The sequence below is a fragment of the Flagellimonas sp. B-3 genome (assembly GCF_056857835.1).
On sequence record NZ_JBSXNW010000016.1, the window covers coordinates 102,777 to 121,454 of the forward strand.

Here is an 18,678-nt window from a genome sequence, read left to right on the forward strand (position 1 = left end):
AAGATGAGACAATCAGAAATAAAAGAACTTTCAATTGAAGAGCTAAAGGAGCGATTGGCCGAGTTCAAAAAACAACACGCTGATCTTAAAATGGCGCACGCTGTTACTCCTTTGGAAAATCCTTTACAGATCAGAAAGACGAGAAGGACGGTAGCAAGACTTGCAACTGAATTAACTAAAAGGGAATTACAATAATCGGTTCTGCCTTATGGAAAACAGAAATTTAAGAAAAGAAAGAATAGGCGTTGTTACCAGCAACAAAATGGAGAAATCGATAGTGGTTTCTGAGGTAAAACGAGTGAAGCACCCCATGTACGGGAAATTCGTTCTGAAGACCAAGAAGTATGTTGCCCACGACGAGAAGAACGATTGCAACGAAGGTGATACCGTTAAAATAATGGAAACACGACCATTGAGCAAAACAAAGTGCTGGAGGTTGGTAGAAATCCTAGAAAGAGCTAAATAATTATGGTACAGCAAGAATCAAGATTAAGAGTTGCGGACAATACCGGTGCAAAAGAAGTTTTGGCCATCCGCGTACTAGGAGGAACAAAGAGAAGATACGCATCTTTGGGTGACAAAATTGTAGTTACCGTAAAAGAGGCTACTCCAAACGGTACTGTAAAGAAAGGTTCTGTTTCTACAGCGGTTGTTGTTAGGACCAAGAAAGAAGTAAGAAGACCAGATGGTTCTTACATCCGTTTCGACGACAACGCATGTGTGTTGTTGAACCCGACCGGGGAGATGAGGGGAACACGTGTATTTGGTCCTGTTGCCAGAGAGTTGAGGGACAGACAATTCATGAAGATTGTTTCATTGGCGCCTGAAGTGCTATAAAAGAAATATCAGAGAGATGAAGTTGAAAATAAAAACAGGGGACACGGTAAAAGTCATTGCGGGAGACCACAAAGGCAGCGAAGGTAAAGTGCTTAAAGTAGACCGTGAAAAGAACAAAGCTATTGTGGAAGGCGTCAACGAGGTGTCCAAACACGAAAAGCCAAGTGCGAACAACCCTCAAGGAGGCATAACAAAAAAGGAAGCTCCGATACATATTTCCAATCTTTCCTTAATCGATCCAAAGTCTGGCGAGACAACTCGTGTTGGATATGAAGTAAGGGACGGAAAGAAAGTAAGGTTTTCCAAAAAATCCAATGAAGTAATTTAGTCATGAGTTACATTCCAAGATTAAAGCAAGAATATAAGGAGCGCGTGATCAAAGCGCTAACGGAAGAATTTGGTTACAAAAACGTAATGCAAGTTCCTAAGTTGCGAAAAATAGTGGTTAGCCGTGGAGTCGGAGCCGCTGTTTCGGACAAAAAGCTGATTGATCATGCTGTTGACGAACTGACCAACATTACAGGTCAAAAAGCGGTCGCTACCCTTTCCAAGAAAGACGTTGCTACGTTCAAATTGAGAAAAGGAATGCCGATTGGTGCAAAAGTGACTCTTAGAGGAGAGCGCATGTACGAATTTTTGGATAGATTGATTACCAGTGCCCTTCCTAGGGTGCGTGATTTCTCTGGAGTAAAGGCTACAGGATTCGATGGTAGGGGAAACTACAATTTGGGAGTTACCGAACAAATCATCTTTCCAGAAATCAATATAGACAGAATCAACAGAATCAACGGAATGGACATCACGTTTGTTACTTCTGCTGAAACTGATAAAGAAGCAAAATCATTGTTAACCGAACTGGGAGTACCCTTTAAAAAGAACTAGTATGGCCAAGGAATCAATGAAAGCCCGTGAAAGAAAAAGGGCTAAAATGGTAGAAAAATACGCCGAGAAAAGAAAGGCTCTAAAAGAAGCGGGAGATTATGAGGCTTTGCAGAAGTTGCCAAAGAACGCTTCTCCTGTTCGCATGAGAAACCGTTGCAAGTTGACCGGTAGACCTCGCGGGTACATGAGAACTTTTGGAGTATCCAGGGTAATGTTCAGGGAAATGGCCAATAAGGGTTTGATTCCGGGAGTTAAAAAGGCAAGTTGGTAATTTAGATAAAGAAAAGAAATGCTTACAGATCCAATTTCAGATTATTTGACCAGATTGAGAAATGCCAGTAAGGCAGGTCATAGGGTTGTAGATATCCCCGGTTCCAATCTAAAAAGACAGATTACCAAAATATTGTTCGATCAAGGATATATTTTGAGCTATAAATTCGAGGAAGACAAAGTACAAGGGAACATCAAAATCGCCCTTAAGTACGATAAATTTACCAAGGAGCCTATCATTAAAAAATTGCAGCGGGTAAGTAAGCCCGGTCTGCGAAAGTATTCAAACTCTAACGATTTGCCTAGAGTACTGAATGGTTTGGGAATCGCTATCGTTTCTACTTCTCATGGGGTAATGACGAGTAAGCAGGCCCAGCAAGAGAACGTAGGTGGCGAGGTATTGTGCTACGTATATTAATTGAGAAAAGAGAAGAAAAATGTCAAGAATAGGTAACAGTCCAGTTAAAATTCCTGATGGAGTCACTATAGAAGTGAAAGATTCCGTTGTTACTGTAAAAGGTAAATTGGGAGAACTTACCCAAGAGTTTTCAGGGATTGACATTAAAGTCGAGGACGGAAGCGTTGTTTTGGAAAGACCTTCCGATGACAATAAACACAAATCAAAGCATGGGTTATACCGCGCTCTTATCAATAATATGGTAGAAGGTGTGACCAATGGATGGACAAAGGAATTGGAACTTGTAGGTGTTGGTTACAGGGCCAGCAACCAAGGACAAAAATTGGATTTGGCCCTAGGGTTCTCCCACAACATTGTTCTGGACATCGCTCCCGAAGTAAAAATCGAGACCATCTCCGAAAAAGGGAAGAACCCTATCGTAAAACTAACATCTCATGACAAACAATTGGTGGGTCAGGTAGCCGCTAAAATTAGAGGTTTCCGTAAGCCAGAGCCTTACAAAGGAAAAGGTGTGAAGTTTGTAGGTGAGCAATTAAGAAGAAAAGCAGGTAAATCAGCTTAATAATTAAGACTATGGGATTATCTAAGACTGAAAGAAAATTACGCATCCGAAGAAGAATACGAAAAGTATCCTTCGGAACTGAAGCAAGACCAAGGTTGTCTGTATTCAGAAGCAATAAAGAAATATATGCCCAGTTGATTGACGACGATAAAGGTGTAACTTTGGCGGCAGCTTCATCCAGAGATAAGGATGTGGACTCCAAAGGAAGCAAGTCCGAGGTAGCGACCAACGTGGGTAAGGCCATAGCCGAGAAAGCTCTTAAGCTTGGTGTTGAAGCCGTAGCTTTTGATAGGGGAGGAAACCTATATCACGGAAGAATAAAATCATTGGCTGAAGGAGCTAGGGAAGCAGGACTAAAATTCTAATAAACTATGTACCAGAAATACAAAAACGTAGAAATAGTAAAGCCAGGTGGACTGGAGTTGAAAGACCGATTGGTTGGAGTACAACGTGTTACCAAGGTAACAAAAGGGGGTAGAGCCTTTGGTTTTTCGGCCATAGTTGTTGTTGGTGATGAAAACGGAGTTGTTGGACATGGTTTGGGAAAATCCAAAGAGGTTGCCACAGCTATCGCCAAAGCTATCGAGGATGCCAAAAAGAACTTGGTTCGTATTCCATTGAACAAAGGAACACTTCCTCACGAGCAAAAAGGAAAATACGGTGGTGCACGTGTTTATATCAAGCCTGCATCGCACGGTACCGGGGTAATCGCCGGTGGAGCTGTAAGAGCCGTATTGGAAGCTGTTGGGGTACAGGATGTATTGTCTAAATCGCAAGGATCTTCCAACCCGCACAACGTGGTAAAAGCTACTTTTGATGCATTGTTGCAATTGAGAAGTGCTGACACCGTTGCAAAGCAAAGAGGAGTTTCTTTGGAAAAAGTCTTTAAAGGATAAATAGAGGATAACATGTCAAAGATTAAAGTTAAACAAGTAAAGAGCGGCATCAAAAAGCCACAGAACCAAAAAAGAACTTTGGAGGCTCTTGGATTGCATAAGATCGGACAGGTAGTTGAGCACGAAGCAACTCCTAGTATCCTTGGAATGGTAAATAAGGTAAAACACTTGGTTTCCACAGAGGAAGCTTAAAATATAAAGGCACATGGATTTGAATAATCTAAAACCAGCGGATGGCGCTGTGCACAAAGAAGGAAAACGTGTAGGACGAGGAGAAGGCTCCGGTAAAGGAGGTACTTCTACCCGTGGACACAAAGGAGCCAAGTCTAGATCTGGATATTCCAAAAAGATTGGTTTTGAAGGTGGTCAGATGCCATTGCAAAGACGTGTACCCAAGTTCGGTTTCACAAACATGAACAGAAAAGAGTACACAGGAATCAATTTGGGCAGACTTCAGGAATTGGTGGACAAGGGTGCCGTGAAAAAAGAGGTTACCTTGGAAACACTTATTGAAAACGGTTTGGCCCACAAAAACGATTTGGTAAAGATTTTGGGTGATGGCGAATTAAAGGCATCCCTTAAAGTATCGGTACATAAATTTACTGCTTCCGCAAAAGCTGCCATCGAGTCAGCAGGAGGTGAAGCAATAAGTTTATAAGACATATAGCATGAAGAAATTTATTGAGACCATATCAAATATCTGGAAGATTGACGAACTGAGACAGCGTATCATCCTTACATTGGGACTATTATTGGTTTACCGATTTGGAGCTCAAGTTGTTCTTCCTGGTATTGATACTGCCCAATTGGCGGAATTATCCTCGCAGACTGAAAACGGTATCTTGGGAATTCTTAATGCTTTTACGGGTGGTGCTTTTGCGAATGCTTCGGTATTCGCTTTGGGTATTATGCCCTATATCTCCGCCTCCATTGTGGTACAGTTGATGGGAATAGCCATTCCTTATCTTCAAAAACTACAAAAAGAAGGCGAAAGTGGTAGAAAAACCATCAACCAGATAACCCGTTGGTTAACCATTGGTATCTGTATTGTCCAAGCGCCCGCCTACTTGTACGGTCTTGGTGCCTTAGGTGTGCCAGATAGTGCTTTTGTTTTGGGTAAAGGTTTGGATTTTATCGTTCCAGCTGTTATTATATTGGTAACAGGATGTGTGTTTGCCATGTGGTTGGGTGAGAAAATCACCGACAAGGGAATCGGAAACGGTATCTCCCTGTTGATTATGGTGGGAATCATTGCAACTTTGCCACAGGCATTTGCGCAAGAATTTGTTTCAAGAACGACCAACAATACAGGAGGAATCATGTTCATGCTGATTGAGGTTATAGTTTGGTTCTTGGTAATCTTGGCCAGTGTTTACCTAACAATGGCAGTTAGACAAATTCCGGTTCAGTACGCAAGAAGAACAGCTTCTGGCGGATACGAAAAGAATGTTATGGGAGCACGTCAGTACATTCCGCTTAAGTTGAATGCATCTGGTGTAATGCCCATTATTTTTGCACAGGCAATTATGTTCGCACCAAGTTTGATTGGTAGAACATTTAACGATACCGCTGCAGGTCAGTGGATGGAAGTACAGTTCGCCGATATTTTTGGATTGGCCTACAACATCCTATTTGCAGTATTGATCATCATATTTACCTACTTCTACACAGCGATCACCGTGCCCACAAACAAAATGGCCGATGATTTAAAAAGAAGTGGAGGTTTCATCCCGGGCATACGTCCTGGAAAGGAAACCGGAAACTATTTGGACAAAATAATGTCCTTGATTACATTACCTGGTTCCATCTTTTTGGCACTGTTGGCCGTGTTGCCCGCAGTTGTTGTAAAATTGATGGACGTACAGGCCGGATGGGCATTGTTTTATGGGGGTACATCACTATTGATCATGGTTGGTGTAGCAATAGATACTGTACAGCAAGTAAATTCTTATTTGTTGAACAGACATTACGATGGCTTAATGAAAACCGGAAAAAACAGAAAAGTAGCATAATTTATGGCAAAGCAGCCAGCAATAGAACAAGACGGGACTATTATTGAAGCATTGTCCAATGCAATGTTCAGGGTAGAATTGGAAAATGGGCACGTGGTAACGGCGCACATTTCCGGGAAAATGCGCATGCACTACATTAAGCTGCTTCCTGGAGATAAAGTAAAGTTGGAGATGAGTCCATACGATTTAACAAAAGCAAGAATTACGTATAGATACTAGTTACATGAAAGTAAGAGCATCAATAAAGAAGAGAAGTGCCGACTGCAAGATTGTTCGCAGAAAGGGCAGATTGTATGTAATCAACAAAAAGAATCCTAGATTTAAACAAAGACAAGGGTAATTATGGCAAGAATTGCAGGGGTAGATATACCTAAACAAAAGCGTGGCGTTATTTCGCTTACCTACATCTTCGGTATAGGTAAAAGTAGGGCGCAAGAAATTTTGGCAGCAGCCCAAGTAAGTGAAGATACCAAGGTTTCCGATTGGACCGATGATGAAATCGGTAAAATTAGGGAGGCAGTGGGAGCTTACACCATTGAAGGAGAGCTTCGCTCAGAAACCTCAATGAACATCAAGCGTTTGATGGACATTGGTTGTTACCGTGGAATTCGCCACAGATCTGGATTGCCATTGAGAGGTCAACGTACCAAAAACAACTCTAGGACCAGAAAAGGAAAAAGAAAAACAGTTGCCAACAAGAAAAAAGCAACTAAATAATAAGTAGGTAGTATGGCAAAGGCAAGTACTAAAACAGCTAAAAAGCGCAAAGTAGTCGTAGATGCTACCGGAGAGGCGCACGTGGTTGCATCTTTCAACAACATCATTATTTCCCTTACCAATAAGAAAGGTGATGTTATTTCATGGTCTTCCGCTGGAAAAATGGGATTCCGAGGCTCTAAAAAGAACACTCCCTACGCAGCTCAGATTGCAGCAGAGGATTGCGCCAAAGTTGCCCACGAAGCAGGACTGAGAAAAGTAAAGGTGTACGTAAAAGGACCTGGTAACGGTAGGGAATCCGCTATCCGTTCCATCCACAACTCAGGAATCGAAGTAACAGAGATCGTAGATGTTACTCCACTTCCGCACAACGGTTGTAGACCACCGAAAAGAAGAAGAGTTTAATTATCAATTATATTGTTTAACGGCCCCCTAAAAAGGGTCTTCACCCGAAGGTGCAGTTAGATTATCGAAGGATAAGCCTTAATTCATAATCGCACTTTCAAACTAAAAGAAGATGGCAAGATATACAGGACCAAAAACAAAGATCGCTAGAAAGTTTGGAGAAGCGATTTTCGGAGACGATAAGTCATTCGAAAAGAAAAATTACCCTCCAGGACAACACGGTAACAACAGACGCCGTGGTAAAAAGTCTGAATATGCAATCCAGTTGATGGAGAAGCAAAAAGCAAAATACACTTACGGTATTTTGGAGAAACAATTCCGTAATCTTTTTGGTGAAGCCAAAAGAAAAGAGGGTGTAACCGGTGAGATTTTGCTTCAGTTGTGTGAATCCCGATTGGACAATGTGGTTTATAGAATGGGTATCTCCCCATCAAGAAGAGGGGCCCGCCAATTGGTATCGCACCGTCATATTACCGTAAATGGAGAGGTAGTAAACATTCCATCCTATTCACTAAAAGCAGGCGATGTTGTTGGTGTTAGGGAAAAATCCAAATCCGTACAATCCATTGTAGACTCGTTGGCTAACAATAGCGGCGTTTACGAATGGATTACATGGAACTCTGAAAAGAAAGAAGGTACATTTGTTGCCGTCCCAGAAAGACTTCAGATCCCTGAGAACATCAAGGAGCAGCTGATCGTCGAATTATACTCTAAATAAGAATTCAACATTAATCCAATTATGGCATTACTTAATTTTCAGAAGCCCGATAAAGTTATAATGATCGATTCAACAGATTTCGAAGGGAAATTTGAATTTCGCCCTTTGGAACCTGGTTATGGATTAACAGTTGGGAATGCGCTGAGAAGGGTTTTACTTTCCTCTTTGGAAGGTTTCGCCATCACTTCTGTGCGCATAGATGGAGTTGAACATGAATTTTCTGTTATACCAGGCGTTGTTGAAGACGTTACGGAAATTATTCTGAACCTAAAACAAGTTAGGTTCAAAAGACAGATTGATGATGTTGAGAGCGAGACAGTATCAATTTCCGTGAGCGGAAAGGAGCAAATGACCGCTGGTGATTTCCAGAAATTTATTTCGGGATATCAAGTGTTGAACCCAGATTTGGTAATCTGCAACATGGATCCCAAAGTGAGCATCAACATGGAGATTGTTATCGAAAAAGGTCGTGGTTATGTTCCTGCAGAAGAAAACAAAAAATCCAATGCTCCCTTGGGCAGCATTGCGGTTGATTCTGTTTACACTCCTGTAAAGAACGTAAAATACAGCATCGAAAACTATAGGGTAGAGCAAAAGACCGATTATGAAAAATTGGTTTTTGAAATCATCACAGATGGTTCCATCCACCCAAAAGATGCCTTGACCGAAGCTGCTAAGGTTTTGATTCACCACTTTATGTTGTTCTCCGATGAGCGCATCACCCTTGAGGCTGATGAAATTGCCCAGACCGAGACCTACGATGAGGAATCATTGCACATGCGTCAGTTGTTGAAAACCAAATTGGTAGACATGGACTTGTCCGTAAGGGCATTGAACTGTCTTAAAGCTGCCGAAGTGGATACTTTGGGAGATTTGGTTTCCTTCAACAAAAACGATTTGATGAAATTCAGAAACTTCGGTAAAAAATCATTGACCGAATTGGAAGAATTGGTCATCAACAAAGGCCTGCAATTTGGTATGGACCTTTCCAAATACAAATTAGATAAAGATTAATAATCATATTTTGCTCTCCTGATTGTTTGGGATTTGGTAGCAAGATGATAACTTAGAACAATGAGACACGGAAAGAAGTTTAATCACTTAGGTAGAACAGCTGCCCATAGAAAGGCCATGTTGGCCAATATGGGAAGTTCCCTAATAGAGCATAAAAGAATCAACACCACGGTTGCAAAAGCCAAGGCGTTGAAACAGTTTATCGAGCCTTTGATTACAAAAGCAAAGATTGAGAACAACAAGACTACCGAGAAAGGTACGCACAACAGAAGGGTTGTTTTTAGTAACTTGCGCAGTAAAGAGGCCGTAACAGAATTGTTCAGCACAGTTGCCGAAAAAGTAGGTGACAGACCGGGAGGTTACACAAGAATCATTAAATTGGGTAACCGATTGGGAGATAACGCAGACATGGCGATGATCGAGTTGGTAGATTTCAACGAGCTATACAACGCAGGTAAGCCTAAGAAGAAATCGACCCGAAGAAGTAGAAGAGGTGGCGGTGGTGCCAAGAAGGCTGAGACACCAGCTCCAGCAGCTGAAACCAAAACTGACGATTCTGAAGAATAAGAAGAATGATATTAACTATTATATTTTAGGAAAAAGGATAAGTGAAAACTTATCCTTTTTTTATGTTTTTTTATCTTAACTGAAACTAGAGCACAAAATGAAGTATCACACAAAGAAAAAAGCGTTGATTTTGTTAGCGGACGGAACCATTTTTTATGGCAAGGCCGTTGGGGGAAGAGAAGGTACCGCAGTAGGAGAGGTATGTTTCAATACCGGAATGACTGGCTATCAGGAAATTTTCACTGATCCATCTTACTACGGTCAATTGATGGTGACCACCAATGCACACATTGGTAACTATGGTGCCCACGAAGATGAAGTGGAATCCGATTCTGTAAAGATTGCAGGTCTTATCTGTAAAAATTTCAGTTATGAATATTCAAGGCCAGATGCCAAAATGAGTCTTTTGGAATTCTTGGACAAGAACAACCTATTGGCCATTTCCGATGTGGATACCCGTGCTTTGGTAAGCTACATACGAGACAATGGAGCCATGAATGCATTGATTTCCACAAAAGTGGACGACATTGATGAATTGAAAGAAGAGTTAAGCAAAGTACCAAGCATGGAAGGCTTGGAACTTTCATCCAAAGTATCCACAAAAGAGCCCTATTTCTACGGAGATGAAAATTCTGAATTCAAGATTTCTGCTTTGGATATCGGAATCAAAAAGAACATCTTGAGAAACTTGGCAAAAAGAGGAGCGTACATCAAAGTATTCCCATACAATGCTTCTTATAATGAAATGAAGGAATGGAATCCCGATGGCTTTTTTATATCCAATGGACCTGGAGATCCAGAACCTTTAACCGATGCCGTGGCAGCCACCAAAGAAATAATTGCCTCCGACAAGCCCTTGTTCGGGATTTGCTTGGGACATCAAGTATTGGCTTTGGCCAATGGCGTTTCCACCTATAAAATGCACAACGGGCACAGAGGGATTAATCACCCCATCCTTAACTTGGTTACTGGGAAAGGTGAAATCACTTCCCAAAACCACGGATTTGCGGTGAATAGGGAAGAGACGGAAGCAAATGCAGAGTTGGAGATCACCCACACCCATTTGAACGATCAAACGGTGGCTGGAATCAAAATGAAGAACAAGGATGTATTCTCGGTACAATATCACCCAGAGGCAAGTCCAGGTCCACACGATGCAGATTATCTGTTCGACCAATTCTTCGATTTGATCAAGGCCAGTAAAAACTAAAACGATATAGTTTTGTTTTTAAGCTTTTAAGTGCGTTTTGTGAGTAATATCATGGAGCTAAAAACGCTACCTTTTGTATCTTTAGCCAATAATCACAACTAAAAACATTGAATTAAAATGAGCATCATTATCAACATTCATGCAAGACAGATATTGGATTCCAGAGGAAATCCAACAGTAGAAGTAGATGTAGTAACGGAAAATGGAATTTTGGGGAGGGCAGCAGTACCTTCCGGAGCCTCTACTGGAGAGCATGAAGCCGTTGAGTTACGCGATGGTGGCGATTCCTTTATGGGCAAAGGAGTTGGTAAAGCCGTGAACAACGTTAATACCATTATTGCAGAGGAATTGATCGGAACTTCTGTTTTTGAGCAGAATTACATCGATCAAGCCATGATCGAATTGGATGGTACCCCAAACAAATCAAAATTGGGAGCCAACGCCATATTGGGAGTCTCCTTGGCAGCAGCAAAAGCAGCGGCCAACGAGTTGGGCATGCCTTTATACCGTTACGTAGGTGGTGTAAGTGCCAACACCCTTCCAGTTCCCATGATGAACATAATCAATGGAGGTTCGCACTCCGATGCGCCCATTGCATTCCAAGAGTTTATGGTAATGCCAGTTAAAGCAAAAAACTTTAGCCACGCGATGCAAATGGGAACGGAGATTTTCCATAACCTTAAAAAAGTATTGCACGACCGTGGTTTGAGTACCGCTGTAGGCGATGAGGGTGGATTTGCACCAACTTTGGAAGGTGGTACCGAAGATGCTTTGGATACCATTGCAAAAGCCGTTGAAAAAGCAGGTTACAAATTGGGCGACGATATAATGATTGCATTGGATTGTGCCGCCGCTGAGTTTTATGTTGACGGTGCTTACGATTATACAAAATTTGAAGGTAGTAAGGGTGTAGTTAGAACTTCCGAGGAGCAAGCACAGTATCTTGCCGACCTTTGTGATAAATATCCAATCATTTCCATTGAGGATGGAATGGACGAAAACGATTGGGACGGTTGGAAAGTGTTGACCGAAAAAATCGGAGACAAAGTTCAATTGGTTGGGGATGACTTGTTCGTAACAAACGTTGAGCGTTTGTTACGTGGCATTGAAAACGGTATCGCCAATTCTATTTTGATCAAAGTAAACCAAATCGGAACATTAACAGAGACCATAGCAGCTGTAAACATGGCAAAAAATGCTGGTTATACATCTGTAATGTCTCACAGGTCAGGTGAAACCGAGGACAATACCATCGCCGATTTGGCAGTGGCATTGAACACAGGTCAAATCAAAACAGGTTCCGCTTCAAGAAGTGACCGTATGGCCAAGTACAACCAATTATTGAGAATTGAAGAAGAGTTGGGCGATATTGCTTACTACCCTCAAGAAAAAGCTTTTAAGGTAAAATAAGCATAATAATAATTTTTTGCATACAAAAAGCCTTTCTCAAATGGGAAAGGCTTTTTTTTGTTTCAATAACAAAGTTTGGTTAAATTAAGGGTTCAACTAAACACCCATTCAAATTCTCCCATATGAATAACTTTCTTTTTGTTGCCGCCGAAAATGATGCTTTGGAAAATTGTAAAGCGGGCGGTATGGGCGACGTGGTTCGGGATGTGCCCAGGCAAATTTCGGATCGGGGAGACAAGGTGCATGTTGTTGTCCCGGCTTATTCAAGACTGCATCATGGAGGATTGCCCAGAACTACCTTAAACTTCACGCTACGAGACTTAAGCTACACAGCAGAATTATACGAGGTGAAACCTAAAAAAGAGTTTCCAAATATTTTCCATTATGTACTGCATCATCCAGAAATTGAGGCCGGGGATATTGCACACATATACCATAACGATCCAGAGGAACCTTTCTATACCGATGCCATTAAGTATTTTATATTTTGTACAGCAGTGGCAGAAGCTATAAAACAGGGAGCGTTTGGGGACGTGGATTTGGTACACCTGCATGATTGGCACTCTAGCCTATTGTTGTTTCTGCGCGAATATCATCCGGATTATACCAACCTTAAGGATATTAGGATAGTCTATAGCATCCATAACCTGGCCATTCAGGGCATACGTCCATTTGACAATAATTATTCCTCCGTAAAAAATTGGTTCCCCAACGTACCCTTGGATTATCAAAAGTTGATGGATTACAGGTATCAGGATTGTATCAACCTTATGGCCGTGGGGATTCGCTTTGCAGATGCCGTACATACCGTATCACCATCCTATAAAGAAGATGTATTGCTGCCCAGTTCCCCGCCCGAATTCATTGGAGGGGAGGGTTTGGAAAAAGATTTGCAGAAAGCAGATGAGGAAGGGCGCTTGTTTGGTATTTTGAACGGGTGCAATTACAAAAACATCAACAAAGAAAAGAAAGGTAATATTTACCGAAATACGGTCAAGGCATTGTTCGGGTGGCTACAGCAAGAGGATAAAAAATACAAAGCCGATTTTTTGGCACATACAGGAGAGAAAATCATGGATTTTGTGGAGCTGCGACCAAAATTCATTGCATCCAGTGTTGCTCGATTAACCGAGCAAAAGTTTTATTTTTTTATGCGTTCGCCCGAAGCCTTTGTAGAAATATTGAAGAAGTTGGAAAAGGTCGATGGAATTTTTATGCTATTGGGAACCGGAGCACCGGAGTATGAGGAGCTTTTTAGAAAGTTGAGCTACGAGCACAAGAACTTTGTTTTTACCAATGGCCAGTCGGAAAAGCTGATCGACTCCATGTATCTGGAGTCCGACCTATATTTTATGCCCAGTCTTTTTGAACCCTGTGGTATTAGTCAAATGTTGGCCATGCGAAACGGCAATCCTTGTTTGGTCCATCACACGGGAGGGTTAAAGGATACGGTGGAGCACATGAAAACTGGTTTTGCCTTTGATGGGGACAGTTACGACGAGAAAATAAAAAACATGTTGGAAGCTTTGGATATAGCTCTGGATGTGTTTGAAAATGATAAACCAACCTGGAAAAAAATACAGGCCGCGGCAAGAAAAAAGCGTTTCACCTGGGAGAAATCCGTTGATCAATATTACAAACTACTTTACAAGTTGGATTAAGTAAATTTTCTATAACATTTTCGCGTTAATATCAACACAAATAGCAGCTGGAAATTGTTAATGGTTGCGCTTTTTCGTATTTTCCGCTTTCTATTTTTACTAATCTATTAAAAAATAAAATGTCGGATAAAGCTATACTCGAATATGGGGGAAAAAGGTATGAATTCCCCGTTATCAAAGGTACTGAAGATGAATTGGCCATAGATATTAAAACCTTGAGGGCCTCAACAGGAATGGTGACTATAGATCCCGGTTACAAAAATACCGGATCGTGTGAAAGTGCCATCACCTTCCTAAACGGCGAGCAGGGAATCTTGAGGTATCGAGGATATTCAATTGAAGATTTAGCCGAGAAAGCCGACTTTTTGGAAGTAGCCTACCTTTTGATTTTTGGTGAACTGCCAAACAAGGAACAGCTGGAAAAATTCCATAGCGATATTAAAGAAGAGTCGCAGGTGGATGAAGAAATGAAAAAGATTTTGGACGGGTTTCCAAAATCGGCACACCCAATGGGCGTGTTATCTTCGTTGACCAGTGCATTGGTGGCCTTCAACCCATCTTGTGTAGACGTGTCATCCGAATCGGCCATGTACAACTCCATTGTCCGTATATTGGCAAAGTTCCCGGTATTGGTGGCTTGGACCATGCGCAAGAAAAAAGGGCTTCCTTTGGATTATGGCGATGATAGCCTCGGTTATGTCGAGAACATTCATAAAATGATGTTTAAAAGGCCAAACCAAGAGTATAAGAGAGATAGGATTGCCATTGATGCCTTGGACAAATTATTGATTTTGCACGCAGATCACGAACAAAACTGTTCTACATCCACTGTACGTATTGTTGGTTCCTCACATGCAGGACTTTTTGCTTCACTTTCCGCGGGTATTTCCGCGCTTTGGGGACCACTGCACGGAGGTGCCAATCAGGCTGTTTTGGAAATGTTGGAGGCGATTGAAGCCGATGGAGGTGATACCAAAAAATATATGGCCAAGGCCAAGGATAAGAATGATCCATTCAGATTAATGGGCTTTGGACACCGTGTTTACAAAAACTTTGATCCAAGAGCCAAGATCATTAAAAAATCAGCTGACGAAGTATTGGGCAACCTAGGTATTGAAGACCCTATTTTGGACATTGCCAAAGGATTGGAAAAAGAAGCCTTGGAAGACAGCTACTTTGTAGATAGAAAACTATACCCCAATGTGGATTTTTACTCAGGAATTATTTACCGCGCTTTGGGCATACCCACAGAAATGTTTACCGTAATGTTCGCTCTTGGCAGATTGCCAGGATGGATTGCGCAATGGAGAGAAATGAGACTTAGAAAAGAACCCATTGGAAGACCAAGACAAGTTTATATAGGAGAAAACCTCAGAAGCTTTGTTCCGTTGGAAAAAAGATAAGATTTGGGACGAAAAGAATAAAAGGGGCGAATATCGCCCCTTTTTTTGTGGGGGAACTATAGTATGGTTACGCTATTTTGATTTAAATCCTTGTCTTTGTCATAGCATATTCGCATAACGCCTCTAAAGTAATGTTTCTGTATATCAGAGGTATTGTCATTTTCCATGGAACTTTTCGCCTTTTGAAATGTTTGATGAATAAAATCATGTGCATCCACAGTACTTAAATTCTTCAAAGTCGACTCTAAAGATTTACGATATTTGTTAATGGATTGGTCTACCTTCATAATATTCCAATCTACATCTTGATCGGTATCCCGATTTATAGATAGGTAACCTCCAGGAAAATCACTCTCCGTGATACAATCATCATATTTTACAGCGTAAACAGATTCCATCTGTTCTTTGGAATTAAAGTTAAAATCTTCCATTTTTTGAAACGCATTCATCCCGCTCAATGTAATGAACACTGAAGCTAGCAGAACTGATGTAAATAACAATTTTTTCATATGTAAGAAAAATCTTATTTCAAATGTAATAATTAATAAAAACAAAAACCTGATAAAAGTCAGTTTCTTGAATTTTATTTTCATTTTAATCATTTGATATACAAATCATTGATTAAAAATTATATTCCTTCGTTTCCATAATGTAAAACCTTAAATAAAGTAGGTAATTTTATCATTTAACAAGGAGGAAATTGAAGTAAAACACTAGATTTGCCATCGTATTCCAAGGATTATCCTTATCACTTTCTACGGCCGGTTTTTTGGCCATAAATGAATCGTGTATGATAGAATTGAACATTGTTGATGAGACCAGTAAACTAAGAGCCGTTATTTTGGGAACGGCCCAAAGTAGCGGACCTATACCTACTATAGATGAGGCATACGATCCTAAATCCATAGAGCATATTAAGGCCGGAACCTATCCCAAAGAAGCGGATATGGTTAAAGAAATGGAAGGCTTTGCCCGAGTTTTCGATAAATATGGGGTGGATGTTTATAGACCGGAAGTACTTAAGGATTGCAACCAGATATTCGCAAGAGATATTGCCTTTGTTATAGAGGATAAACTGTTTCATGCCAATATTTTGCCCGATAGGGAGCGTGAATTTGTGGCCATTCATAATGTATTGGATAAAATAGATTCCAAAAAGATAATTCGTCCACCAGAAGAAGTACATATAGAAGGGGGTGATGTAATGCCCTGGAACGACCATATTTTTATCGGGACCTATTCAGGCGCAGATTACGCAAGTTATATTACAGCACGGACCAATAGGGAAGCAGTAGAATTTATTCGGGATATGTTTCCCCATAAAACCATAAAATCCTTTGAACTCAGAAAATCCAATACCGACCCCAAGGAGAATGCACTGCATTTGGATTGTTGTTTTCAACCTGTGGGGAAGGATAAGGCTATATTGCACAAGAATGGATTTCTAGTGGAAGAAGAATACCAATATCTGGTGGATTTTTTTGGGCCGGATAATATCTTTGAAATCAATAAGGAAGAAATGTACCAAATGTTCAGCAATGTTTTTTCCATATCACCTGAGGTGGTAGTTTCGGAAAAGAGTTTTACCCGACTTAACAATTGGCTTCGAGACCAAGGATTCACCGTTGAAGAGATTCCCTATGCAGAAATCGCCAAGCAAGAAGGCCTATTGCGTTGTAGCACCATGCCTTTAATAAGAGTATAATTTTTAAACCCTACATCCTGCTGCCACAGGTATAACCAAAACAGTTAAAGCATTGAGAAAGCAGATTACAAACACCATTCTTATGGTGCGTCCCGTAAACTTTAGGATGAACGAGCAAACCGCTGTCAACAATTATTTTCAGGAAAATCCACATCTTAAAAATGTTGAAATCAATAAAAAAGCGCAGCAAGAGTTCGACCAGTTTGTAAAGATTCTTCGGGAACATGGTGTTAACGTGATTACCATAAACGATGATATGGAGCGTGACACACCAGATTCCATTTTTCCGAACAACTGGGTTTCCTTTCACGAGAACGGGATTGTTTGCGTGTACCCCATGTTTGCCGAAAACCGTAAAAAAGAACGCAGAGAAGATGTTTTTGAGTTGTTGGAGGAAAACGGTTTTGCCATCAGCAATATTATGGATTATACAGCCGCTGAGGATGAGGGGGTGTTTTTGGAAGGAACAGGCAGTGTTTTATTGGATAGGGTCAATCAAAAAGCGTATTGTGCCCTTTCCGAACGCGCCCATGAAGATCTTTTTATTGAATTTTGCGAAGATTTTGATTGCTTCCCTGTTATTTTCCATGCTAACCAAACCGTTGAAGGTGAACGATTGCCTATTTATCATACCAACGTAATGATGGCCATGGCGGAGACATTTGTGGTAATCTGTCTCGATTCCATCGATGATAAAAAGGAACGAAAAAATGTGGTCAACCATATTAAAATGGATGGCAAGGAAGTCATTAACATTTCCGAGGAACAAATGTGTCATTTTGCAGGTAACATGCTTCAGGTAATCGGGGCTAACGATCAGCGTTATATGGTGATGAGCACTCAGGCCTACAACAGTCTGACCGATGAACAGATCAAAGCTATTGAAAAACATAGCCCAATCATTCATAGTCCTTTGGATACTATTGAGACTTGCGGAGGCGGTAGTGCCCGTTGTATGATGGCGGAAGTATTCTTGCCAAAGGCTTAAATTATTTCCTTGAGGTGACTTTGGGGTGTTGTCAGATTATATATTTGCACGAATTTTCCGGAAGTGGCCTATTTGTCATTTCGAACCGACATAAAGGAGTGTGATAAATCTAGAAACAGTGGAGGTTTCTCAATCGTTTCACTCATTTAAAATGACACATAAGAGCAACAAAAAAGCCACCTAAAGGTGGCTTTTTTAATTTCTTAACCAATGGTGAAGATTAGATTTTGGCAAAAAGTTTTTCCATTCTATCCTGTTCTTCTTCCGCCAATAAAGGATCTACCAAAATTCTGCCGCTGTGCTCATCGGTGATGATTTTTTTGCGGCTTGCAATCTCTACTTGAACCTGTGGTGGAATAGTAAAGAAGGAACCACCGGAAGCTCCACGTTCTACGGGAACCACAGCTAAACCATTTTTTACGTTTTGGCGTATTCTTTTGTAGGCCTTTATCAAACGCTCTTCAATTTTGTCTTGGTACTCTTCAGATTTTTTCAGAAGAGCCTTTTCTTCTTTCTCAGTTTCTGCAAGAATAGCGTCCAATTCACCTTTCTTGTGCTTTAGGTGACCCTCTCGCTCGGATAATTTTTCCTTGGTTGTGGAAATCACCTCTTTTTTCTGCTCAATTTGAGCTTTGAACTCTTTAATGTTCTTTTCGGCCAATTGAATCTCCAGCTCTTGGAATTCCACTTCCTTGCTCAACGAATTGAACTCGCGGCTATTCCTTACATTTTTCTGTTGTTCGCTGTATTTTTTAATAAGCGCTTTTGACTCATCGATGAGATTCTTTTTGGCAGCAATCTCAAAGTTGATGGTCTCAACATCCGTTTTCAATTTGTCCATTCGGGTTTTAAGACCAAGGACTTCGTCTTCCAAGTCCTCTACTTCCAAAGGCAGTTCGCCTCTAACATTGCGGATTTCATCCACTCTGGAATCAATAAGCTGTAGGTCGTACAGTGCTCTCAACTTTTCTTCCACAGTGCTTTCTTTCTTGTTCGCCATATA

The 18,678-nt window shown here is 41.0% G+C and carries 28 protein-coding genes; 26 read left to right on the plus strand and 2 right to left on the minus strand.

Annotation, left to right across the window (positions count from 1 at the left end; genetic code table 11):
* Positions 1-3 precede the first annotated feature (3 nt).
* From rpmC to AC13CS_RS03855, 24 genes are all read left to right on the plus strand, one after another.
* Positions 4-195, plus strand: a complete 192-nt coding sequence (rpmC, locus tag AC13CS_RS03740; protein ID WP_014032004.1) for a 50S ribosomal protein L29 — start codon at positions 4-6, stop codon at positions 193-195.
* Positions 196-208: 13 nt separating this feature from the next.
* A complete protein-coding gene (gene rpsQ / locus AC13CS_RS03745) occupies positions 209-466 on the plus strand; it encodes a 30S ribosomal protein S17 (RefSeq protein ID WP_014032003.1) in 258 nt (85 codons plus the stop codon).
* Between the two features lie 2 nt (positions 467-468).
* Positions 469-837 (plus strand): 50S ribosomal protein L14, encoded by a 369-nt coding sequence (rplN, locus tag AC13CS_RS03750; RefSeq protein ID WP_482888433.1) that lies wholly within the window; start codon positions 469-471, stop codon positions 835-837.
* A gap of 16 nt (positions 838-853) precedes the next feature.
* A complete protein-coding gene (gene rplX, locus AC13CS_RS03755; RefSeq protein WP_326279094.1) occupies positions 854-1,165 on the plus strand; it encodes a 50S ribosomal protein L24 in 312 nt (103 codons plus the stop codon).
* Positions 1,166-1,167: 2 nt separating this feature from the next.
* Positions 1,168-1,719, plus strand: coding sequence for a 50S ribosomal protein L5 (rplE, locus tag AC13CS_RS03760; protein WP_482888434.1), 552 nt, complete (start codon positions 1,168-1,170; stop codon positions 1,717-1,719).
* A 1-nt stretch (position 1,720) separates the two neighbouring features.
* On the plus strand, positions 1,721-1,990 hold the full coding sequence (gene rpsN, locus AC13CS_RS03765) for a 30S ribosomal protein S14 (RefSeq protein ID WP_207096771.1): 270 nt from the start codon (positions 1,721-1,723) through the stop codon (positions 1,988-1,990).
* Positions 1,991-2,008: 18 nt separating this feature from the next.
* Positions 2,009-2,407: a 30S ribosomal protein S8 gene (gene rpsH / locus AC13CS_RS03770; RefSeq protein ID WP_163626140.1), complete on the plus strand. Its 399-nt coding sequence runs from the start codon at positions 2,009-2,011 to the stop codon at positions 2,405-2,407.
* A 19-nt stretch (positions 2,408-2,426) separates the two neighbouring features.
* Positions 2,427-2,969 carry a 50S ribosomal protein L6 gene (rplF, locus tag AC13CS_RS03775; RefSeq protein ID WP_163626139.1) on the plus strand — a complete coding sequence of 181 codons (543 nt, stop codon included), beginning with the start codon at positions 2,427-2,429 and terminating at the stop codon, positions 2,967-2,969.
* An 11-nt stretch (positions 2,970-2,980) separates the two neighbouring features.
* Positions 2,981-3,334: a 50S ribosomal protein L18 gene (rplR, locus tag AC13CS_RS03780; RefSeq protein ID WP_119606788.1), complete on the plus strand. Its 354-nt coding sequence runs from the start codon at positions 2,981-2,983 to the stop codon at positions 3,332-3,334.
* Between the two features lie 6 nt (positions 3,335-3,340).
* The gene (gene rpsE, locus AC13CS_RS03785) at positions 3,341-3,865 is read left to right on the plus strand and encodes a 30S ribosomal protein S5 (protein WP_163626137.1); all 525 of its coding nucleotides are present in this window, start codon (positions 3,341-3,343) and stop codon (positions 3,863-3,865) included.
* 12 nt (positions 3,866-3,877) lie between these two features.
* Positions 3,878-4,057 carry a 50S ribosomal protein L30 gene (rpmD, locus tag AC13CS_RS03790; protein ID WP_163626136.1) on the plus strand — a complete coding sequence of 60 codons (180 nt, stop codon included), beginning with the start codon at positions 3,878-3,880 and terminating at the stop codon, positions 4,055-4,057.
* A gap of 13 nt (positions 4,058-4,070) precedes the next feature.
* Complete coding sequence (gene rplO, locus AC13CS_RS03795; RefSeq protein WP_293168748.1) at positions 4,071-4,523, plus strand: 50S ribosomal protein L15; 453 nt, start codon at positions 4,071-4,073, stop codon at positions 4,521-4,523.
* Between the two features lie 10 nt (positions 4,524-4,533).
* Complete coding sequence (secY, locus tag AC13CS_RS03800) at positions 4,534-5,877, plus strand: preprotein translocase subunit SecY (protein WP_293168746.1); 1,344 nt, start codon at positions 4,534-4,536, stop codon at positions 5,875-5,877.
* Between the two features lie 3 nt (positions 5,878-5,880).
* Complete coding sequence (infA, locus tag AC13CS_RS03805; protein WP_014031991.1) at positions 5,881-6,096, plus strand: translation initiation factor IF-1; 216 nt, start codon at positions 5,881-5,883, stop codon at positions 6,094-6,096.
* A gap of 4 nt (positions 6,097-6,100) precedes the next feature.
* Positions 6,101-6,217, plus strand: a complete 117-nt coding sequence (gene ykgO, locus AC13CS_RS03810; protein WP_010519235.1) for a type B 50S ribosomal protein L36 — start codon at positions 6,101-6,103, stop codon at positions 6,215-6,217.
* Between the two features lie 2 nt (positions 6,218-6,219).
* Complete coding sequence (gene rpsM / locus AC13CS_RS03815; protein WP_014031990.1) at positions 6,220-6,594, plus strand: 30S ribosomal protein S13; 375 nt, start codon at positions 6,220-6,222, stop codon at positions 6,592-6,594.
* Between the two features lie 12 nt (positions 6,595-6,606).
* The gene (gene rpsK, locus AC13CS_RS03820; RefSeq protein ID WP_127138702.1) at positions 6,607-6,999 is read left to right on the plus strand and encodes a 30S ribosomal protein S11; all 393 of its coding nucleotides are present in this window, start codon (positions 6,607-6,609) and stop codon (positions 6,997-6,999) included.
* A 112-nt stretch (positions 7,000-7,111) separates the two neighbouring features.
* Positions 7,112-7,717, plus strand: coding sequence for a 30S ribosomal protein S4 (gene rpsD, locus AC13CS_RS03825; protein WP_482888436.1), 606 nt, complete (start codon positions 7,112-7,114; stop codon positions 7,715-7,717).
* A gap of 21 nt (positions 7,718-7,738) precedes the next feature.
* Positions 7,739-8,731: a DNA-directed RNA polymerase subunit alpha gene (locus AC13CS_RS03830; RefSeq protein WP_127023976.1), complete on the plus strand. Its 993-nt coding sequence runs from the start codon at positions 7,739-7,741 to the stop codon at positions 8,729-8,731.
* A gap of 60 nt (positions 8,732-8,791) precedes the next feature.
* Positions 8,792-9,298 carry a 50S ribosomal protein L17 gene (rplQ, locus tag AC13CS_RS03835; protein ID WP_163626132.1) on the plus strand — a complete coding sequence of 169 codons (507 nt, stop codon included), beginning with the start codon at positions 8,792-8,794 and terminating at the stop codon, positions 9,296-9,298.
* 97 nt (positions 9,299-9,395) lie between these two features.
* Positions 9,396-10,508 carry a glutamine-hydrolyzing carbamoyl-phosphate synthase small subunit gene (carA, locus tag AC13CS_RS03840; RefSeq protein WP_482888438.1) on the plus strand — a complete coding sequence of 371 codons (1,113 nt, stop codon included), beginning with the start codon at positions 9,396-9,398 and terminating at the stop codon, positions 10,506-10,508.
* Between the two features lie 117 nt (positions 10,509-10,625).
* Positions 10,626-11,918 (plus strand): phosphopyruvate hydratase, encoded by a 1,293-nt coding sequence (gene eno, locus AC13CS_RS03845; RefSeq protein WP_482888439.1) that lies wholly within the window; start codon positions 10,626-10,628, stop codon positions 11,916-11,918.
* Between the two features lie 122 nt (positions 11,919-12,040).
* Positions 12,041-13,579 carry a glycogen synthase gene (locus AC13CS_RS03850; RefSeq protein ID WP_482888440.1) on the plus strand — a complete coding sequence of 513 codons (1,539 nt, stop codon included), beginning with the start codon at positions 12,041-12,043 and terminating at the stop codon, positions 13,577-13,579.
* A gap of 119 nt (positions 13,580-13,698) precedes the next feature.
* Positions 13,699-14,982: a citrate synthase gene (locus tag AC13CS_RS03855; protein WP_482888441.1), complete on the plus strand. Its 1,284-nt coding sequence runs from the start codon at positions 13,699-13,701 to the stop codon at positions 14,980-14,982.
* Positions 14,983-15,038: 56 nt separating this feature from the next.
* On the opposite strand, the gene AC13CS_RS03860 is transcribed toward AC13CS_RS03855, so the two are convergent.
* Positions 15,039-15,431 carry a hypothetical protein gene (locus AC13CS_RS03860; protein ID WP_482888442.1) on the minus strand — a complete coding sequence of 131 codons (393 nt, stop codon included), beginning with the start codon at positions 15,429-15,431 and terminating at the stop codon, positions 15,039-15,041.
* Positions 15,432-15,772: 341 nt separating this feature from the next.
* Between AC13CS_RS03860 and AC13CS_RS03865 the strand changes: the two genes are divergently transcribed.
* Both AC13CS_RS03865 and ctlX read left to right on the plus strand, forming a co-directional pair.
* Positions 15,773-16,687 (plus strand): dimethylarginine dimethylaminohydrolase family protein, encoded by a 915-nt coding sequence (locus AC13CS_RS03865; protein ID WP_482888443.1) that lies wholly within the window; start codon positions 15,773-15,775, stop codon positions 16,685-16,687.
* A gap of 82 nt (positions 16,688-16,769) precedes the next feature.
* The gene (gene ctlX / locus AC13CS_RS03870; protein WP_482888549.1) at positions 16,770-17,675 is read left to right on the plus strand and encodes a citrulline utilization hydrolase CtlX; all 906 of its coding nucleotides are present in this window, start codon (positions 16,770-16,772) and stop codon (positions 17,673-17,675) included.
* A 220-nt stretch (positions 17,676-17,895) separates the two neighbouring features.
* Here ctlX and AC13CS_RS03875 read toward each other — a convergent pair whose 3' ends face one another.
* A complete protein-coding gene (locus AC13CS_RS03875) occupies positions 17,896-18,675 on the minus strand; it encodes a zinc ribbon domain-containing protein (RefSeq protein WP_293168727.1) in 780 nt (259 codons plus the stop codon).
* Positions 18,676-18,678 lie beyond the last annotated feature (3 nt).

Excerpts from the sequence above, each read along its gene's own strand:
- AC13CS_RS03850 (WP_482888440.1), top strand. The coding sequence starts at position 12,041 with ATGAATAACTTTCTTTTTGTTGCCGCCGAAAATGATGCTTTGGAAAAT.
- ykgO (WP_010519235.1), top strand. The coding sequence starts at position 6,101 with ATGAAAGTAAGAGCATCAATAAAGAAGAGAAGTGCCGACTGCAAGATT.
- rpsE (WP_163626137.1), top strand. The coding sequence starts at position 3,341 with ATGTACCAGAAATACAAAAACGTAGAAATAGTAAAGCCAGGTGGACTG.
- infA (WP_014031991.1), top strand. The coding sequence starts at position 5,881 with ATGGCAAAGCAGCCAGCAATAGAACAAGACGGGACTATTATTGAAGCA.
- rpsN (WP_207096771.1), top strand. The coding sequence starts at position 1,721 with ATGGCCAAGGAATCAATGAAAGCCCGTGAAAGAAAAAGGGCTAAAATG.
- rplQ (WP_163626132.1), top strand. The coding sequence starts at position 8,792 with ATGAGACACGGAAAGAAGTTTAATCACTTAGGTAGAACAGCTGCCCAT.
- rplF (WP_163626139.1), top strand. The coding sequence starts at position 2,427 with ATGTCAAGAATAGGTAACAGTCCAGTTAAAATTCCTGATGGAGTCACT.
- rplO (WP_293168748.1), top strand. The coding sequence starts at position 4,071 with ATGGATTTGAATAATCTAAAACCAGCGGATGGCGCTGTGCACAAAGAA.
- eno (WP_482888439.1), top strand. The coding sequence starts at position 10,626 with ATGAGCATCATTATCAACATTCATGCAAGACAGATATTGGATTCCAGA.
- AC13CS_RS03875 (WP_293168727.1), bottom strand. The coding sequence starts at position 18,675 with ATGGCGAACAAGAAAGAAAGCACTGTGGAAGAAAAGTTGAGAGCACTG.
- AC13CS_RS03830 (WP_127023976.1), top strand. The coding sequence starts at position 7,739 with ATGGCATTACTTAATTTTCAGAAGCCCGATAAAGTTATAATGATCGAT.
- secY (WP_293168746.1), top strand. The coding sequence starts at position 4,534 with ATGAAGAAATTTATTGAGACCATATCAAATATCTGGAAGATTGACGAA.
- rpsD (WP_482888436.1), top strand. The coding sequence starts at position 7,112 with ATGGCAAGATATACAGGACCAAAAACAAAGATCGCTAGAAAGTTTGGA.
- rpmC (WP_014032004.1), top strand. The coding sequence starts at position 4 with ATGAGACAATCAGAAATAAAAGAACTTTCAATTGAAGAGCTAAAGGAG.
- carA (WP_482888438.1), top strand. The coding sequence starts at position 9,396 with ATGAAGTATCACACAAAGAAAAAAGCGTTGATTTTGTTAGCGGACGGA.
- ctlX (WP_482888549.1), top strand. The coding sequence starts at position 16,770 with ATGGTGCGTCCCGTAAACTTTAGGATGAACGAGCAAACCGCTGTCAAC.
- AC13CS_RS03860 (WP_482888442.1), bottom strand. The coding sequence starts at position 15,431 with ATGAATGCGTTTCAAAAAATGGAAGATTTTAACTTTAATTCCAAAGAA.
- rplN (WP_482888433.1), top strand. The coding sequence starts at position 469 with ATGGTACAGCAAGAATCAAGATTAAGAGTTGCGGACAATACCGGTGCA.
- rpsH (WP_163626140.1), top strand. The coding sequence starts at position 2,009 with ATGCTTACAGATCCAATTTCAGATTATTTGACCAGATTGAGAAATGCC.
- rpmD (WP_163626136.1), top strand. The coding sequence starts at position 3,878 with ATGTCAAAGATTAAAGTTAAACAAGTAAAGAGCGGCATCAAAAAGCCA.
- AC13CS_RS03855 (WP_482888441.1), top strand. The coding sequence starts at position 13,699 with ATGTCGGATAAAGCTATACTCGAATATGGGGGAAAAAGGTATGAATTC.
- AC13CS_RS03865 (WP_482888443.1), top strand. The coding sequence starts at position 15,773 with ATGATAGAATTGAACATTGTTGATGAGACCAGTAAACTAAGAGCCGTT.
- rpsM (WP_014031990.1), top strand. The coding sequence starts at position 6,220 with ATGGCAAGAATTGCAGGGGTAGATATACCTAAACAAAAGCGTGGCGTT.
- rpsK (WP_127138702.1), top strand. The coding sequence starts at position 6,607 with ATGGCAAAGGCAAGTACTAAAACAGCTAAAAAGCGCAAAGTAGTCGTA.
- rplE (WP_482888434.1), top strand. The coding sequence starts at position 1,168 with ATGAGTTACATTCCAAGATTAAAGCAAGAATATAAGGAGCGCGTGATC.
- rplX (WP_326279094.1), top strand. The coding sequence starts at position 854 with ATGAAGTTGAAAATAAAAACAGGGGACACGGTAAAAGTCATTGCGGGA.
- rpsQ (WP_014032003.1), top strand. The coding sequence starts at position 209 with ATGGAAAACAGAAATTTAAGAAAAGAAAGAATAGGCGTTGTTACCAGC.
- rplR (WP_119606788.1), top strand. The coding sequence starts at position 2,981 with ATGGGATTATCTAAGACTGAAAGAAAATTACGCATCCGAAGAAGAATA.